At 67.6% G+C, this 16,712-nt stretch carries 14 protein-coding genes; 11 read left to right on the top strand and 3 right to left on the bottom strand.

What is annotated here, in order from left to right; all coding sequences use genetic code 11:
- Positions 1-299: 299 nt before the first annotated feature.
- From DB31_RS26440 to DB31_RS26430, 3 genes are all read left to right on the top strand, one after another.
- Positions 300-3,080 (top strand): serine/threonine protein kinase, encoded by a 2,781-nt coding sequence (locus DB31_RS26440; protein WP_044192537.1) that lies wholly within the window; start codon positions 300-302, stop codon positions 3,078-3,080.
- A 97-nt stretch (positions 3,081-3,177) separates the two neighbouring features.
- Complete coding sequence (locus tag DB31_RS26435) at positions 3,178-4,548, top strand: KamA family radical SAM protein (protein ID WP_044192536.1); 1,371 nt, start codon at positions 3,178-3,180, stop codon at positions 4,546-4,548.
- Positions 4,548-5,783: a KamA family radical SAM protein gene (locus tag DB31_RS26430; RefSeq protein ID WP_044192535.1), complete on the top strand. Its 1,236-nt coding sequence runs from the start codon at positions 4,548-4,550 to the stop codon at positions 5,781-5,783. Before DB31_RS26435 ends, DB31_RS26430 begins: the two co-directional genes overlap by 1 nt.
- A 9-nt stretch (positions 5,784-5,792) precedes the next feature.
- On the opposite strand, the gene DB31_RS26425 is transcribed toward DB31_RS26430, so the two are convergent.
- From DB31_RS26425 to DB31_RS26415, 3 genes are all read right to left on the bottom strand, one after another.
- Positions 5,793-6,395 (bottom strand): hypothetical protein, encoded by a 603-nt coding sequence (locus DB31_RS26425; protein WP_063769264.1) that lies wholly within the window; start codon positions 6,393-6,395, stop codon positions 5,793-5,795.
- 81 nt (positions 6,396-6,476) lie between these two features.
- On the bottom strand, positions 6,477-6,800 hold the full coding sequence (locus tag DB31_RS26420; RefSeq protein ID WP_044192533.1) for a hypothetical protein: 324 nt from the start codon (positions 6,798-6,800) through the stop codon (positions 6,477-6,479).
- 42 nt (positions 6,801-6,842) lie between these two features.
- Complete coding sequence (locus tag DB31_RS26415; protein WP_044192530.1) at positions 6,843-7,400, bottom strand: hypothetical protein; 558 nt, start codon at positions 7,398-7,400, stop codon at positions 6,843-6,845.
- Positions 7,401-7,453: 53 nt separating this feature from the next.
- Between DB31_RS26415 and DB31_RS26410 the strand changes: the two genes are divergently transcribed.
- The 8 genes from DB31_RS26410 (at position 7,454) to DB31_RS26375 (ending at position 16,467) form a co-directional block, all read left to right on the top strand.
- On the top strand, positions 7,454-8,560 hold the full coding sequence (locus DB31_RS26410) for a SpoIID/LytB domain-containing protein (RefSeq protein WP_044192528.1): 1,107 nt from the start codon (positions 7,454-7,456) through the stop codon (positions 8,558-8,560).
- Positions 8,561-8,601: 41 nt separating this feature from the next.
- Positions 8,602-9,687 carry a tRNA preQ1(34) S-adenosylmethionine ribosyltransferase-isomerase QueA gene (gene queA, locus DB31_RS26405; protein WP_044192527.1) on the top strand — a complete coding sequence of 362 codons (1,086 nt, stop codon included), beginning with the start codon at positions 8,602-8,604 and terminating at the stop codon, positions 9,685-9,687.
- Positions 9,688-9,690: 3 nt separating this feature from the next.
- Entirely contained in the window at positions 9,691-10,869 is a 1,179-nt protein-coding gene (gene tgt, locus DB31_RS26400; RefSeq protein WP_044192526.1) for a tRNA guanosine(34) transglycosylase Tgt, read from the top strand.
- A gap of 153 nt (positions 10,870-11,022) precedes the next feature.
- Positions 11,023-11,376: a preprotein translocase subunit YajC gene (gene yajC / locus DB31_RS26395; RefSeq protein WP_205628569.1), complete on the top strand. Its 354-nt coding sequence runs from the start codon at positions 11,023-11,025 to the stop codon at positions 11,374-11,376.
- Positions 11,376-13,151, top strand: a complete 1,776-nt coding sequence (gene secD / locus DB31_RS26390) for a protein translocase subunit SecD (protein WP_044192524.1) — start codon at positions 11,376-11,378, stop codon at positions 13,149-13,151. Before yajC ends, secD begins: the two co-directional genes overlap by 1 nt.
- 12 nt (positions 13,152-13,163) lie before the next feature.
- On the top strand, positions 13,164-14,321 hold the full coding sequence (secF, locus tag DB31_RS26385) for a protein translocase subunit SecF (protein WP_044192521.1): 1,158 nt from the start codon (positions 13,164-13,166) through the stop codon (positions 14,319-14,321).
- Positions 14,322-14,481: 160 nt separating this feature from the next.
- Positions 14,482-15,186, top strand: a complete 705-nt coding sequence (locus tag DB31_RS26380; protein WP_044192518.1) for a transglycosylase SLT domain-containing protein — start codon at positions 14,482-14,484, stop codon at positions 15,184-15,186.
- 12 nt (positions 15,187-15,198) lie between these two features.
- Positions 15,199-16,467: an Hsp70 family protein gene (locus tag DB31_RS26375; protein WP_044192515.1), complete on the top strand. Its 1,269-nt coding sequence runs from the start codon at positions 15,199-15,201 to the stop codon at positions 16,465-16,467.
- The last annotated feature ends 245 nt before the right edge of the window (positions 16,468-16,712 follow it).

Below are 16,712 nucleotides of genomic sequence, written 5' to 3'. Positions count from 1 at the left end.
GGAAACCGCGTGGGAGAGTAGGTCGCTGCCGGATTTTTTTTACTCATGCGCCCCTGGCGCCCTTCATTGGGCCCCAGGGGCGCTTTTTTTTGCTCTAGGCGGGAGCCCTCGGCCTTGCAGGCGTCGGCTGGGCTCGACAGGCTCTGCAGCGCGTCCAACCCTCTGGATTCGCTGGACAATTCGGGCGTGCACTGCTGTTTGACTGGCCGTCCTTGCTCCTCTAGAGTCCCTAGGTTCCGCCCGGCATTGTGCCGCCTTGACGGCCTCTGGTTGCCGGCGGGCTACGGCGACTCCACGAGATGAAGCGGCCTACCACATTCGGCAAGTACCTGCTCCTCGAGCGCATCAACGTCGGCGGCATGGCCGAAGTGTTCATCGCCAAGGCCTTCGGCGTGGAGGGCTTCGAGCGCTTCCTGGCCATCAAGAAGATCCTCCCGACGATGGCCGAGGACCAGGAGTTCATCACGATGTTCATCGATGAGGCCCGGGTCAGCGTCCAGCTGAACCACGCCAACATCGTGCACATCCACGAGCTCGGGAAGTACGAGGAGACCTACTACATCGCGATGGAGTACGTCGCGGGCAGGGATCTCCGCACCATCCTGGAGCGCTACCGGCGGCGTAAGGAGATCATGCCGACCGCTCAGGCGGTCTTCGTCGCGTCCAAGATGTGCGAGGGGCTCGACTACGCCCACCGCAAGAAGGACGCCCGCGGGCAGGACCTGTCCATCATCCACCGCGATGTGTCTCCGCAGAACATCCTCGTCTCGTACGAGGGTGATGTGAAGGTCATCGACTTCGGCATCGCCAAGGCCGCCAACCGCGCGCAGAAGACTCAGGCCGGCATTCTCAAGGGCAAGTTCGGGTACATGAGCCCGGAGCAAGTCCGCGGCATGCCCATCGACCGGCGCAGCGACATCTTCGCCGTCGGCGTCATCCTCTACGAGATGCTCACCGGCGAGAAGCTCTTCGTCGGAGAGTCAGACTTCTCCACGCTCGAGAAGGTGCGCAACGCCGAGGTCCCGCTGCCTCGCCAGTTCAACCCCAACATCCCGGCGGGCCTGGAGAAGGTTGTTCTCAAGGCGCTCGCGCGTGAGCCCGAGGATCGCTACCAGTGGGCGTCCGACCTGCAGGAGGACTTGATGAAGTTCCTCCTCGCCGGTGATGCCATCTACTCAGGCAAGCACCTCGCCTCCTACATGAAGGAGGCCTTCGCTGAGGACATGCTCCGCGAAGCCGAGAAGATGGAGCGCTACGCTGCCATCGAGAAGCCTGATCAGCTCGAGACTTCAGGCGCCAACGCCGTTCCTACTCCTCCTCCGTCGCGATCCCCGCGCAAGCCTTCCATGGTCACTCCGGTGGGGCCGCAGCCGCCGGCCCCCGCCACGCGCTCGTCGGACAAGCTGCCCCCTCCGCCTCTCGTTCCGCCTCCCACCGCCGAGGAGCTCGCCGAGATGGATGGGGCAGGGGACAAGACGCAGATCGTCGACTCCTCTATCGCCCTCAGTGGCGGACCCAGCCCTGTCCTCTTCGACGACAGCTCCACGGGCAAGAACGCCAACCCGCTCGATGACAGCTCCACGGGCCGGACCGAGAACCCGATCGTCGACGACACCAGCGATACGCTCGACGGCTCCATGCAGAGCCCGTTCGCCAACGAGTCGACCATGGCCGCCATGGCCGCGCCGCGGCCGACCGGCCAGATGGCCGCCGTCAAGGCCAAGGGCAAGAGCGGCTCCAAGCCCCAGGTCGTCATCGGCGAAGGAGAGCCTGAGAACTATGTCGGCGCGACCGTGATTGGTCCTGCTCCGACCTCCCGTGAGCCCAAGCCTGTTCAGGCTGAAGAAGAGGATGGGCCGACCGACAGCGTGCCCAAGCTGACGCCGAGCCGCCCCTCCAAGGTTCGTCCTTCCAAGCGGGAGGAGGAGGAAGAGGAAGAGCGCTCGGATGCTCGGGCCAGGGCGCTCGAGGAAGAGCCCGCCAACACTGGCAAGGTTCCGGCCGCCACCAAGAAGCCTCCCGCCAAGCAGGGGAAGGCCGCCAAGCCCCCTGCGGCCGGACCCGGCAAGCCGATCAATCCCAAGATCTTCATCATCGCGGGTGCCGCCGTGTTGCTGCTCGGCGTCATTGGGACTGTCGTCGCGGTCGCGGCCGGCTCCAGCAAGGGCCGCGTCATGTTCACTGTGGATCCGCCCACCGCCAAGGTGGTGCTCCGCGTGGACAATGCCCCGGTCACGCCGAACTCCGTCATTGAGCTCGAGCCCGGCCCGCACCGTGTGGTCGCTGCCGCCGAGGGCTTCGTTCCGCTCGAGCAGATGGTGAATGTCGTCGAGAGCGATAACCCCACTCCCGTGGCGCTCAAGCTCAAGCCCGAGAACGCTGGCTCCACCGACGAGCCGACGAACGACAAGCCGCCCTCCGAGCCGGAGAAGGTTGCCAACGGCTCGCAGGATCCCGAGCAGAAGACGCCTCCGGAGACCCCTACCAAGGATCCGGGAACGACCACCCCTCCCCAGCCCGAGAAGCCCAAGACGTTCGTCGCCGTCTTCGTGGGCAATTCGGGTGCCGAGATCCAGGTGGATGGCAAGTCGGTCGGGCAGACGCCCAACGCCAAGGCCGCCAATCTGGCGATCGGGAAGACCTACAGGTTCGTCGCCAAGCGCGCCGGTTACAAGACGTTCACCGGCGAGTTCGAGGGCGATGGCAGCTCCGAGGTGAAGGTGGAGTTCGAGCTCGAGAAGGAGGAGCCCAAGCCGCCTCCCGTCGAGGCCAAGCCCGAGGCCAAGCCTGAGCCCAAGCCCCAGCCCAAGCCGCCCGTTGCCCAAACGCCTCCGACGCCCAAGCCCGCTGCCAACAAGATGGGCAAGTTCGCCGCCAGCACCAAGCCTGCCGGTGCCCAGATCTGGGTGGATGGCAAGTACTCGGGACGGGACACCCCCGTGGCCATTGGCAACCCGCTGATGCTCCCCCTGGGCAGCCGGAAGATCGTCTTCAAGCTCAACGGCAAGCAGACCAAGCCTCAGGCCATCACCATCACCGAGTCCGAGGTCGCCAAGTTGATCAACGTGCCCGTGGAGTGAGCGGGCATGTGTCGCCCTCCTCGATTGTTCGATATGGAGGGCTCCGCCCCGCGGGGCTGCTCTCGCAGGTCGGAGCTTCACGGTAAGGTACCGCGCCATGCAAACGACGCCCCCTCGTGGGCCGGCTGAGTCCGGTCCCGCCTCTCAGCCCATCTCCTACCCGACCCGCCGGGAGTTTCTGGAGCCGGACTGGCGGCGCATCCCTGCCTACAAGGATGCCTCCTCCGCTGACTGGGAGAGCTCCGTCTGGCAGAGGAAGCACACCATCAAGAACCTCCGCGAGCTGAAGGCGGCCCTCGGCTCTCTGCTCCCTGACGACCTGGCCGAGAGCATCGAGCGAGACCAGAAGGAGCGGGCGACCATGTCGCTGCTGCTCCCTCCGCAGATGCTCAACACCATGAACCTGGAGGACCTCTGGAGCGACCCGGTGCGCCGCTACATGCTGCCGGCGTTCGCAGACCGCCGCACCGACTGGCCCAACCATCCCAAGGCCAGCCGCGACAGCCTCCATGAGGCCGAGATGTGGAAGGTCGAGGGGCTCACCCACCGCTACCCCACCAAGGTGCTGGCGGAGATGCTCCCCACCTGCCCCCAGTACTGCGGCCACTGCACCCGCATGGACCTGGTCGGCAATGACGTGCCCCAGGTTCCCAAGCACAAGTTCTCCATCGGGCCCAAGGAGCGCTACGAGCAGATGCTCGACTACCTGCGCCGCACCCCCACGGTGCGCGATGTGGTGGTCTCCGGCGGCGACATCGCCAACCTGCCCATCCAGCAGCTCGAGCCGTTTGTCAGCTCGCTCATGGACATCCCCAACATCCGGGACATCCGCCTGGCCAGCAAGGGCCTCATGGGCATCCCCCAGCACTTCCTCCAGGACAGCGTCCTTCAGGGGCTGGACCGGCTCGCCAAGAAGGCCATCGAGCGCGGCGTGGACCTCGCGCTTCACACCCACGTCAACCATGCCCAGCAGCTCACCCCGCTCGTGGGGAAGGCCGTGCGCAAGCTGCTCGACATGGGCTTCCGCGATGTGCGCAACCAGGGCGTGCTGCTGCGCGGCGTGAATGACAGCGCTCATGCGCTGCTGGACCTGTGCTTCACGCTGCTCGACCACGCCAAGATCCTGCCGTACTACTTCTACATGTGCGACATGATCCCCAACTCGGAGCACTGGCGCTTGTCCGTTGATCAGGCCCAGAAGCTCCAGCACGACATCATGGGCTACATGCCTGGCTTCGCTACGCCGCGCATCGTCTGTGACGTGCCCTTCGTTGGGAAGCGCTGGGTCCATCAGGTCGCCGAGTACGACCGGGAGAAGGGCATCTCGTACTGGACCAAGAACTACCGGACCGGCATCGAGGCCAACGATCCCGAGGCCCTCACTCGCAAGTACGAGTACTACGATCCCATCGACACCCTCCCGGAGTCCGGGCAGGCGTGGTGGCGCGACCAGCTCAAGGCCGCGTGATGGACTCGTCCGCCCAGCCCGGGGCGGCTCCGGCGGTGGCCCCATCCAAGTCCCGCGCGGGCCGCCCTCCCGCCAGTGCTGAGGGCCGGCGCCGGCTGTTCCCCCAGGCCACCGATGCCGAGTGGAGCGATTGGCGCTGGCACCAGCGCCACGCCGTCCGCAACCTCGAGCAGCTCGAGCGGTATGTGCCGCTGACTCCCGATGAGCGCGCCGGTGTCCAGGAGACCGCCGCGCTGTTCCGCATCGGCATCAGCCCGTACTACCTGTCGCTCATCGATCCCGAGCACCCGTTCTGCCCCGTGCGGATGCAGTCCATCCCCGTCCGGGCCGAGGCACGCATCCGCCCCGGCGAGCTCGCGGACCCGCTCGGCGAGGACAAGACCCGGCCCGAGGAGGCCATCGTCCACAAGTACCCGGACCGGGTGCTCTTCCTCGCGCTCGATACGTGCTCCGTCTACTGCCGACACTGCACCCGCCGCCGCATCACCAAGGGCGGAGAGGCCGAGCTCAGCAAGGAGCAGATGCGCCGCGGCATCGAGTACATCCGCCAGCACCCCGAGGTGCGCGATGTTCTCATCTCTGGCGGCGACCCGTTCCTGCTCAGCGACACCCGTCTGGAGGAGCTGCTCGCGCCCCTGCAGGAAATTCCTCATGTGGAGATGATCCGCATTGGGACCCGGGTGCCCGTGTGTCTGCCCATGCGTGTCACCGACTCGCTGGCTCGCACGTTGCGGAAGTACGCCCCCGTCTATGTGGTGACGCACTTCAACCACCCGAAGGAAGTCACTCCCGAAGCCGCCGAGGCCTGTGAGCGCCTCGTGGACCATGGCGTCCCCGTCGAGAACCAGGCCGTGCTCATGCGCCGGCTCAACTCGGACGCTCGAATCATCCAGGAGCTGTCTCACGCGCTGCTGCGCATCCGCGTCCGGCCGTACTACCTCCACCAGATGGATGTTGCTGAAGGCTGCGAGCACCTGCGCACGCCCATTGCCAAGGGCGTGGAGATTCTTCAGCAGCTCCGGGGATTCACGACTGGGCTCGCCGTGCCGCACCTCGCCGTGGATCTGCCCGGCGGCGGTGGGAAGGTCACGCTCCAGCCTGACTATGTGGTGGAGCGCGGCGAGCGCGAGACCGTCTTCCGCAACTACAAGGGCCAGCGGTACGTCTATCCCGAGCCGGAGGAGACGGACTGCTCCTGTCCCTATGATGAGGTCTGGCGGTCGCGTCCCCGTTGAGCGGGACGGCTACTTTCTACGGCCTCCTGCCTTCGGAGCAGGGGCCGCAGGCGCCTCCGTGGCGGCCTCAAAGGACTCATTCGCAGGCATTTCATCCGTGCCTTGCTCGCCCGGGGGCAGGCCTTGCTCCACCACGTTCCCAGCGCCCTCCGCCGCTTCCAGCTCCACTGGGTTTTCGTCGCTGATGCCCATCTGGATGGGGATGTCGTCGGCAGCCACAGCCTCCGCGTCCTCTCCCTGCCGCTTCTTCTGCTCCGCCACCCGCTTGGCCTTCTCTTCGGCCTCCAGCTTCTTCTCCGCCTGGTCGACGGCCTCGCGCTCCTCGGGCGTCAGCCGGGCCATGCGGCGCGAGTACTCCTTGTCCGACACCCCGTGCTTCTCCATCACCCCCAGGCCCGCCGCCTGCTGCTCCCGGGTGGACTGCTGCCGCTCCTCGTTGCTCATCTCCGAGGACTTCCGGTTCCCGTATGCCGAGTCCACCCTGGCCTGCGCCGCCTTCTCGTCCCGGCGGATCGCCGCGAGCTTCTCCGGCGTGAGCTCCTCCTCCGCCAAAGCCAGTCCTGGCACGGCAAGCCAGGAAGCGACCAGCAGCACGGACGTTCGGCGGGACATGACGGCTCCTCGAGGGTTACCTCAATCTAGGAGGGGCAGGGCCACACGGGCAATCCGCCCGTTGGCCGACCCCTCGCTCCCTCAGTCCCCACTCCGGCACCGGGTACAGCCTCCGTTGGCCTGCGCGCACTGCTCCCGCGCCTGGACGCAACGCGGTGGGAGATCCCCCCGATCCGGGTTTGCCTCCACCAACCCACACAGATCCTCGGTGACGGCGCAGGTTTGTTGGGCCACCGAGCACCGCTCCAGGCAGGACAGCGTCTCGGACTGCTCCTTCAGCCGGAGTTCCTCGAGCCGCGCCGCGGCTGCGTCGATCTGGGAGTCGTCCGTGCCGGCCACCCGTTCCACCTGCTTGGGGCAGCCAGCCAGCACCAGGGCCAACAGGGCAAGGCAAGGGGCTCGCATGGCCCTCCCTTATGCGCCGCCCCACCGCCTCGTCCAGCACGCTCAGCGCGAGGAGGGGAGGGTGCGCGGCGGTGGGGCGGGGTCCGGAGGGCGCGTCCAGTAGAAGTACGCCGCCAGCGCCAGCAGCAGCCCCACCGCGAGGCGCCGGAGGAGCTCCTCCCGCCTGCGCTTGGGGGAGGCCTCTTCCTGGCGCTCTGTCTCGACGAGGTGCGCTTCCACCTCCTTGCCCACCGACTGCAGCCGCTTGCAGAGCGCCACCGTGTCCACCAGGGCCGGGCTGACCGGGGTTGTGTCCCGCTCCAGCGCCGCCGAGAGCTGCCGGGCCCAGGCTTCCTCCTCTTCCGGGCTCGCGGGTGGACGCGCGTTGCCCCCCAGCGCCGAGGTGAGAGCCTGGGCCTCTCGTAGCAGGTGGATCGACAGTGCCTCCTCCGTCACCCCATAGAACGTGGTGCACGCCTCCAGCGAGGCCCCCTGCGTCAACCGCCTCCGGAGCAGCGCCGCAGGGCGGGGTGGGAGGGTTCGCAGCACCTCGCCAAGCGAGGTCGGAGTGAGCTGGGCTGGGGTGAAGGCGGCAGGCATGCGCGCGTCAGTCTCCGTCATTCGCTGGCCATTTTCTTGAGTGGCGATCACGGCCCCCTACACTGGCAGGTGCCATGTTGCGCCCTGTTGCACTGCTCCTCATCCTACTCGCGGCTCCTCGCGCCCTCGCGGTGGAGACGATGCGCATCGCCATGAGCGAGGTGCGAGAGGTGGTCCAGATTAGCGGCCAGGGCCTGGCGCTCGGCATGGATGCCGAGGAGGCCTCCTTCCACCCGCTCGGCAAGAACCGCGTCACCGTGCGGCGCAGCGGGCGCAGGCTGGAGGTCAATGGCGCGCCCATCGTTGGCGATACCGCGCGCTTCCGTGCCGGGTGGGTGAACGATGACGCCGGGGTTCCCGGCGATGCGCCTCTGCGCGCGGGCGACATGGAGGTCCGTGGCGACGTCGTCGTGCGGTTCTACAAGGATGGCTTGCAGCTCATCAACGTCATCCCTCTGGAGGAGTACCTCGCCGCCGTGCTCGGCAGTGAGATGCCCACCTCCTTCCCTCTGGAGGCGCTGAAGGCCCAGGCCGTTGCCGCGCGCACGTATGCGCTCCAGAAGAAGCTCGAGGCCTACGGGAGCCCCTTCTACATGGGCAGCAGCGTGCTCCATCAGGTGTACGGTGGCGTCACCAGCGAGGACCCCAAGACGCGCGCCGCCGTGGAGGCCACTCGCGGCGAGGTGCTCACCTATGAGCTGGCTCCCATCGAGGCCTACTTCCATGCCTCCTGCGGCGGGCGTACTGAGTCCGGCCAGGCCGCCCTCCAGAGGGATTTGCCCTACCTGCAGGCGGTCGACTGTCCCTGCGGAAAGCTGCCCTCCAGCCGCTGGTCCGCCACCGTGAGCGAGGCCGAGCTCCGGGAGGCGCTCAATGGCTCGCCCCAGGGCCTGCGCATCACCGGACGTACCCGGACGCACCGGGTCACTCGCATCGCCACTGACGGGGGAGAGTCTCTGGACGGTGCCCGTTTCCGCCAGCGGCTGGGCTACACCAAGCTCAAGAGCCTGGACTTCGAGGTGGAGAAGACCGGCCACGGCTACTTCTTCACCGGGCGCGGCTACGGCCACGGGGCCGGGCTGTGCCAGTGGGGCGCCAAGGTGCTCGCCGATGGGGGATGGAGCTACAAGGAGATCCTCTCCCACTACTACCCCGGAGCCGAGTTCCAGCAGCTCTACTGAGTTCGGTTCCGGCCCGGCACCGAGGCTGGTACAAGCGCCTCGTGTCCTCCCTTCTCTCCGACTACGACTTCGAGCTGCCCGAAGCGCAGATCGCCCAGCAGCCGCTGGGAACTCGTGACGCGTCGCGCCTGATGACCGTGAGCCGGTCCTCCGGCACCTGGGAGCACCGCCGCTTCTCCGACTTGCCGAGCCTGCTGCGCTCGGGAGATGTGCTTGTCGTGAACGATGCGCGCGTCATCCCCGCCCGGTTGCTCGGCGCCAAGTCGGGCACGGGCGGCCGAGTGGAACTGCTCGTCGTCCGTCCCGCAGCCTCCACGCTCACCTCCGCCGCGCTCTCCCAGGCCGCCGAGGCCAGTGATTGGATCTGTCTTGGACAGGCCTCCAAGGGCCTCAAGCCCGGGGCCCGCGTGGACTTTCCCAGTGGGCTCTCCGCCGAGGTGCTCGAGGCCCTGGGAGGAGGGGAGTACCGCGTCCGTTTCCATGCCCCTCCGGGCGCCTCCTTCCAGGAACTGCTCCAGCAGGCGGGCAAGCTGCCTCTGCCGCCCTACATCACCCGCGAGCCCGACGCCGCTGACGCCGAGCGTTACCAGACCGTGTATGCCCGCGCCTCTGGCTCCGTGGCGGCTCCCACCGCCGGCCTGCACTTCACCGAGGCCACCTTCGCTGCCCTGGAGGCCCGGGGTGTGAAGCGCGTGACGGTGACGCTCGACGTGGGGCCCGGCACCTTCCTCCCCGTGCGCGAGGAGGACCTTGACCGGCACAAGATGCACCCGGAGCGCTATGGCGTCTCCGAGGAGACCGCCGCCACGATCAACGCCGCCAAGGCCGAGGGCCGCCGCATCGTTGCCGTGGGCACCACCGTGGTCCGCACGCTGGAGTCCGCCACGGATCCTCAGACGGGCAAGCTGCGCGCGGGCCTGGGGGACACCGTCCTCTTCATCCGCCCGGGCTTCCCCTTCCGGCAGGTGGATCTGCTGCTCACCAACTTCCACCTACCGCGCTCCACCCTGGTCATGCTGGTGAGTGCCCTGCTCGGGCGTGAGCGGACGCTCGCCGCGTACCGCGAGGCCGTGCAGGCGGGTTATCGGTTCTTCTCGTATGGCGATGCCATGCTGGTGACGGAGTGAGCGATGGGCGAGGCACAAGGTAAGGGCGATACGCGGGTGGCTCCGGGGCTCGTGCGCTTCGAGCTCCTTCACGAAGATCCGGGCTCCAAGGCCCGGCGCGGCCGGGTCCACACCCCCCACGGGCCCATCGAGACGCCCATCTTCATGCCCGTGGGCACCGTGGGCAGCGTCAAGGGCGTGGGCCCGGACGATCTGCTCACCCTGGATGCGCAGATCATCCTCGGCAACACCTACCACCTCATGCTGCGGCCCGGTGAGGCGCTCGTGGGCGAGATGGGTGGCCTGCACCGCTTCATCTCCTGGAACCGACCCATGCTCACCGACAGCGGCGGCTTCCAGGTCTTCAGCCTCTCCGAGAAGCGGAAGATCACCGAGGAGGGGGCTGCCTTCCAGTCGCACCTGGACGGCTCGCGACACATGCTCACCCCCGAGCGCTCCATCGAAATCCAGGAGACCCTGGGCGCCGACATCATCATGGCCTTCGACGAGTGCCCGCCCGCCCAGTCCGAGCGCTCCTACATGGAGCAGTCCATGGCGCGCACCACCCGGTGGCTCCACCGCTGCGCCAAGGCCTGGAGCCGTGAGCGCTCCTCCCTCTTCGGCATCGTCCAGGGCGGCCTCCACGAGGACCTCCGCAAGGCCCACGCCGAGCAGGTGTGCTCCGTGGATCTGCCCGGGTACGCGCTCGGGGGCTACTCCGTGGGTGAGACGCCCGAGGCCATGCACGCCGGCGTCGCCTACTCCGCGCCCCTGCTGCCCCGCGACAAGCCGCGCTACCTCATGGGGGTGGGCACTCCGGTGGACCTCGTCACCTGCGTGGAGGCCGGCGTGGACATGTTCGACTGCGTCCTGCCCACCCGCTGCGCCCGCAACGGGCTGCTCTTCACCTCCGAGGGCAAGGTCGTCATCCGCAATGCCGTGTATGCCAAGGACCCACGTCCGGTAGACCCAGAGTGCTCCTGCTACACCTGCCGGACGTTCAGCCGGGCGTACCTCCGCCACCTCTTCGTGGCCCAGGAAATCCTCGCCATGCGGCTCAACACGCTGCACAACCTGCACTACTTCCTGGGGCTTATGGCTCAGGTGCGCCGCGCCATCTCCGAGGGCCGCTACGCCGCCTTCGCCCAGGCCTTCCGCGAGCGGGCCGCAGCCCAGGAGGCCGAGCGGACCCGCGCCCGCTGAGCCCCGGCGGCCGGGTGTTGGGAAGGGGGCGAAGCCGTCTGCGTTCACTTGCTCACGGATGGGGGGGCTGCTAAGAGGCGGCCCCTTCTAGGTTGACCTTTGCCCACACTTGGGCCAAGGCCATTCCGAACCTTCCAAGCGACGAGGCGGTACGTGGCGGACAGCTTCTTGATCCTGGCGCAGGCTGCCGGTGGCTCGAACCCGATGGTGAACATCGGCTTCATCGCCGTGCTGGTGGCCATCATGTACTTCGTGATGATCCGGCCCCAGCAAAAGCAGGCCAAGCAGCACCAGGAGCTGCTTTCGGGGCTGAAGAAGGGCGACGAGGTCGTCACCCAGGGCGGCATCCTGGGGAAGATCCACCTGGTCTCCGAGCAGACGGTGACGCTGGAGGTCGCCAACGGCGTGCGCATTCGCGTGCTCAAGCGCTCCGTGTACGCCAAGGGCGCGATTTCCGATGAGGGCCAGGCTTCGGCCAAGCCCGAGGACAAGAAGGAGGAGAAGTAATGGACCGCGGCTGGTGGTGGAAGTTCGGGATGATTGTCGCGGTGACGTTGGGCACCGTGTGGCTGCTCATCCCCACCTATGTCTCCCTGGTGAAGATGGAGCCTGCGGAGCGCAACAACATGGCCCTGCTGCAGGAGCGGCTGCCCGCCTGGGCGCCTCCCGCCAAGTACCGCCTGAACCTCGGGCTGGACCTGCAGGGCGGTATCCACATGGTGATGCGGGTGGACACCAAGACGGCTCTCGAGAAGCGCACCGAGCGCCGGGGCCAGCAGATCGCCCGCTGGGTCTCCCAGGACAAGAAGCTGGGCGAGGTGACGGCCGACACGGATCCGGAGCGTCTGCAGCTGACGCTGGTGGCCAAGGACCCGGCCACCATGGACGCCATCGAGAAGGAGGTGCTGGCCTACTTCACGGACTTCACCAAGGTCAGCCGCGACGGCGCCAAGCTGGTGCTGGCTCCGGACGAGAGCCAGGTCACCCGCTTCCAGCAGGAGTCGGTGGATCAGGCCATGCTCGTCATCCGCAACCGCATCGACAAGTGGGGCGTGGCGGAGCTGGATGTGCGCAAGCTGGGCACGGACTCGATCCAGATTTCTCTGCCGGGCCGCTCCGATCCCGAGCAGGCCAAGGAGCTGGTGGGCACCACCGCGCAGCTCGAGTTCCGGATGGTGGATGACACCAACCCCAACTTCTTCCGGGAGCTGGCCACGCGGACGCCGCCGCCCGAGGGCAGCAACATCACCGTCACGGACGAGGAGGGCTTCCCTCAGCTGGCGGGCCCCAACCGTGAGGCGCTGCTGGCCTACGTGAAGGACAAGACGCCCGAGGGCCGCGAGGTGCTGCTGGAGTGCGTGGCCAACCCGCTGAAGAAGAACGAGTGCCTGTCCTACCGCACCTACCTGCTGATGCGCGACGTGCCGCTCACGGGCGAGAGCCTGGAGGGCGCCAACGCCAACATCAGCCAGATCAACGAGCCCGAGGTGAACATCACCTTCGACGCGGTGGGCGCGCGGGAGTTCGAGCGCCTCACTGAGGCCAGCGTGGGCAAGCGCATGGCCATCGTCCTGGACGAGTACGTGCACTCGGCGCCGCGCATCAACGAGAAGATCGGCGGCGGCAGCGCCCGCATCACCATGGGCCGCGCGGGCGCCAAGTCCTTTGACGAGTGGTTCGCCGAGGCGCAGACGCTGGCGCTGGTGCTGAAGGCGGGCGCGCTGCCGGCCCCGGTGACGGTGGGTGAGATTCGCCAGGTGGGTGCCTCGCTGGGCGAGGAGCTCATCAAGAAGGGCAGCCTGGCCGCGCTGGTGGGCCTGCTGCTGGTCGTCCTCTTCATGGCCGTCTACTACAAGAAGACGGGCCTCATCGCGGACGTGGCGCTGGTGCTCAACGGCCTGCTCATCCTGGCCGGTCTGGCGCTGTTCAACGCCACGCTGACGCTGCCGGGCATCGCGGGCTTCGTGCTCACGCTGGGCATCGCGGTGGATGCCAACGTGCTCATCAACGAGCGCATCCGCGAGGAGCTGGACCACGGCAAGACGGCCCGGCAGGCGGTGGACCAGGGTTATGACCGCGCCTTCTGGACCATCTTCGACGCGCACGTCACCACGCTGATCGCCGGCTTCATCCTCTTCGCCACGGGCACCGGCCCCATCCGAGGCTTCGCGACGACGCTCATCGTCGGCCTGCTGGCCTCGCTGTTCACGTCCATCGTCGTGACGCGCGTCATCACCACCTACTTCGTCCACGGCCGCAACGCCCAGACGGTCTCGGTCTGAGAAAGAGCCGCCATGCGCCTCATCAAGCACAAGACGAACATCGACTTCATCGGCAAGCGCAAGATTGCCGTCTACATCTCCTCGCTGGTGAACCTGGCCATCATCGTGGGTATCGCCACGGTGGGGTTCAACTTCGGCGTGGACTTCGCCGGCGGTACGGTGGTGGAGCTGAAGTTCAATCAGCCCGTCAGCGCCGCCGAGGTCCGCAGGCGCGCCGAGGACGGCGGGCTGCATGACGTGTCCGTGCAGAACATCGGCTCGGAGGAAGAGAACACGTTCCTGCTCCGCATGGGCGGCGTCACCCAGTTGACCGAGGAGAACGCCGAGAAGGCCAAGGCTGCCATCAACGCCCTGGGGACCATGCGCAATGTCTACCCGGACATGGCCAACGGCATCATCAACATCCGCTCCACCACCCAGCTGACCCCCGCCGCCATCAAGCAGGCGGTGGAGAACTCGGGCACGGGCGTGCAGGAGGTGCGCGAGCTGGGTGCGTCGCAGAGCGGCGGGTTCGACTACCAGGTGGTCGCCAGCGGCATGGCGGACAAGGTGAAGGCCGCGCTGAGCAAGGGCCTGTCCGCTCCGGACTTCCAGGAGCGCCGCGTGGACTACGTGGGCCCGCAGGTGGGTAAGCAGCTGCGCAACAAGGGCGTCGCCGCACTGGTGTACGCCATGGTCGCCATCCTCGTGTACGTGGCGTTCCGGTTCGACTTCAAGTTTGGCCCGGGCGCGCTGCTCGCCATGCTCCACGACGTGGTCATGGTGGCCGGCTTCTATCTGGTCAGCCGCCGCGAGTTCAATCTCACCGCCATCGCCGCGCTGCTCACCATCATTGGCTACTCGGTCAACGACACGATCGTGATCTACGACCGTATCCGCGAGGACATGGCCAAGTACAAGGGCAAGCCGCTGCCCGAGGTCATCAACATCGCCGTGAACGACACGCTGGCCCGTACGGTCCTCACTTCGTTCGTCACCGCGCTGTCGCTGGTCGGTCTGCTCATCTTCGGCGTGGGCGAGATCTGGGACTTCGCCATGGCGATGCTCGTCGGCATCATCGTGGGCACCTACTCGTCCGTGTACATCGCCAGCCCGCTCATCATCTGGCTGGATGAGCGCGCCGCCGCCAAAGAGGGTTCCAAGGGTGGCATGAAGGCCAAGACGGCCTGATCGGCACTCGACGGATGCTGTCTCCGGGCCCTCCTCCCTCCGCGGGAGCGAGGGCCCTCTGTTTTCCAGGGGAGGGATGCGCAGGCGGGAGGTTGCCTCCCCGCCGCGCTGGCAGCACCATGCGCCCATGCTGAGGCCAGGTTGGAGGCTTGTGGGAGGGATGCTCGGGGCGCTGCTGGGCTCGGCGTGTGCCCACCCCGAGTCCCAGGCCCGGAACGCGTTGGCGGCGCAGGCCCGGACGGAGGTGGCGGCCCGGAGCACCTCGGGGGCCTCTCTGGCGCCCGCGCCCATGCCTCCGCCGCTCCCTCCGGGGCCTCGCTTCGCCCAGGTCCGTGAGGAGCGCGGCCGCGCCTGGAAGCAGGAGTGGAACCTCATCATCGCCGAGGCGCTGGAGGACGTCGGCCAGCCGCTCCTCGAGGACGACAAGGTGCCCGCCGGAGAGGTCCGCGCGCTGTGCCCCGGCTACTTCGAGTCCCCTCGGGAGGAGCGGAAGGCCTTCTGGGCCCTCCTATTCGCCTCTATTGCCCGGCTGGAGTCCGGCTTTGACCCCGAGAGCACCTTCCTGGAGCCCCGGCCCCTGCGGACGCTCAGCATCGGGCTGCTCCAGCTCAGCTACGGGGACCAGGAGCGGCATGAGGGGTGCCCGCTGAATCCGATGGATGCGAACATTACGGACCCCGCTGTAAATCTGCGCTGCGGTGTCGCCATTCTGCGCAACCAGCTCGCCTCGCGGAACACCCTGTTCCCCCGTCGCTACTACTATTGGTCCGTCCTCACGCGGAAGCGTGAGCAGATACAACGGGACTTCCTCCTGCATAGGGACCAACTCGGGTTCTGCCAGCCGGAGGCCGCCGCAATCCGATAGAATGATGCCGTGATGACCCAGGCTCCGATCCACGTCACCGACTGCCCGCTCGATCGTGTTCGTCCTCCGGAGGCCTCGACCCGAAGTGCCGGGCCCGTCATTGCCATCGATCTCGGCACAACGAACTGCCGCGTCGCTGCCATCCACAACGGCAATCCCGTGTGCATCCCCGCAGAGCGCATGGAGGGAGCTCCCGCCATGGTGGCGCTCGGGCCCGGAGGGCGCATCCTCACGGGCCATGCGGCACGGGGGCAGCAGGCCGCCAACCCGGCGCTGGCGGTGTGGGGCATCAAGGGATTGCTGGCCGCGCCCTACGGCGACCGCAAGGTGAAGTGGCTGTACGACCAGCTCCGCTGCAAGGTCGTCCGAGGCGACGATGGGCTGCCCGCGGTGGTGCTCGGGGATCGGACCTTCCGAGCCCGGGAGCTGGCGGCGTTGGTGCTCCTCGAGGCGCGCGAGCGGGCGCAGAACTTCCTGCGCCAGCCCGTCCACCGGGCCGTGCTCACCATTCCTGCCGTGCGCAAGGATGACCCGCTGCCGCAGACGATGGCCGCGGCGGCCGCGCTGGCCGGGATGCACGTGGAGCGCACCATCGCCGAGCCCACGTCCGTGGCGCTGGGGGCTTTCCAGCGGCGGCGGGGCAAGCCGGAGCGCACCGCCATGGTGTGCTCGTGGGGTGGGGGAAGCTTCCAGACCACGCTGGTGCGCTATGCGGCGCGGCAGTGCCAGGTGCTCGGCGCCGAAGGCAACGTGGGCCTGTGCGGCTTCGAGCTCGACAAGCGCGTGCTGGAGCTGCTGCTGCGCAAGCTGCCCACGGGAGTCCGGGTGGCCGCGGACGCGAGCAACCCCGCGGCCCTCTACCGCGTGGCCGGCGCCGCCGAGTTCGCGAAGATCCAGCTCACCGAGCAGCCGGAGGCCCGCGTGCGCGTGCCGTTCGCCGTCACCAGCGGCAACGGGCAGCTCGGGGACTTCGATGCCGTCCTCACCCGGCGCGAGCTGGAGGATCTGGCCAAGCCCCTGATCGACTCTGCGATGAAGATGTGCGAGCAGGTGCTGGAGCAGAAGACGCTGTTCCCCGGCGATCTGGATGAGGTGCTGCTCGTGGGTGAGCAGAGCCGGATGCCACTGTTCCGCCAGCGCTGCGAGGCGTTCTTCGTCAATGTCCCGGTGTACCTCGATGAGCCGGGGCCTTCGGTGGTGCTCGGCGCCGCGAGGCTGAGCACCTCTGCCAGCACGCCGCCTCCGGGCAGCCCCGCGACTCCCGCGCCCGTGCGGCGCTGAGTTGAAGCAGCGCCTTCCGTAGCCCTGCCTTGCCGCGCGGCACCACCGCCGCCGACGGCACGCTTCCGCCTTGCCTCATGGGCCTGTCTTGCCTCGCACCAGCGCTGTGCTGAGGCACCTCCACGGCTTTCCCTCGCGTACCAGCAGTGAACAGAGCGCTTGACAGCGCTCGCGCGACATGGGAGATCCGATAACGATAATGAGAACCATTCTCAACAACCAGCGCGTCCTCCGAGCGTGGTGCG

Source organism: Hyalangium minutum (genome assembly GCF_000737315.1).
Lineage (GTDB): Bacteria > Myxococcota > Myxococcia > Myxococcales > Myxococcaceae > Hyalangium > Hyalangium minutum.
This window is presented reverse-complemented; position numbering and strand designations above follow the sequence as displayed.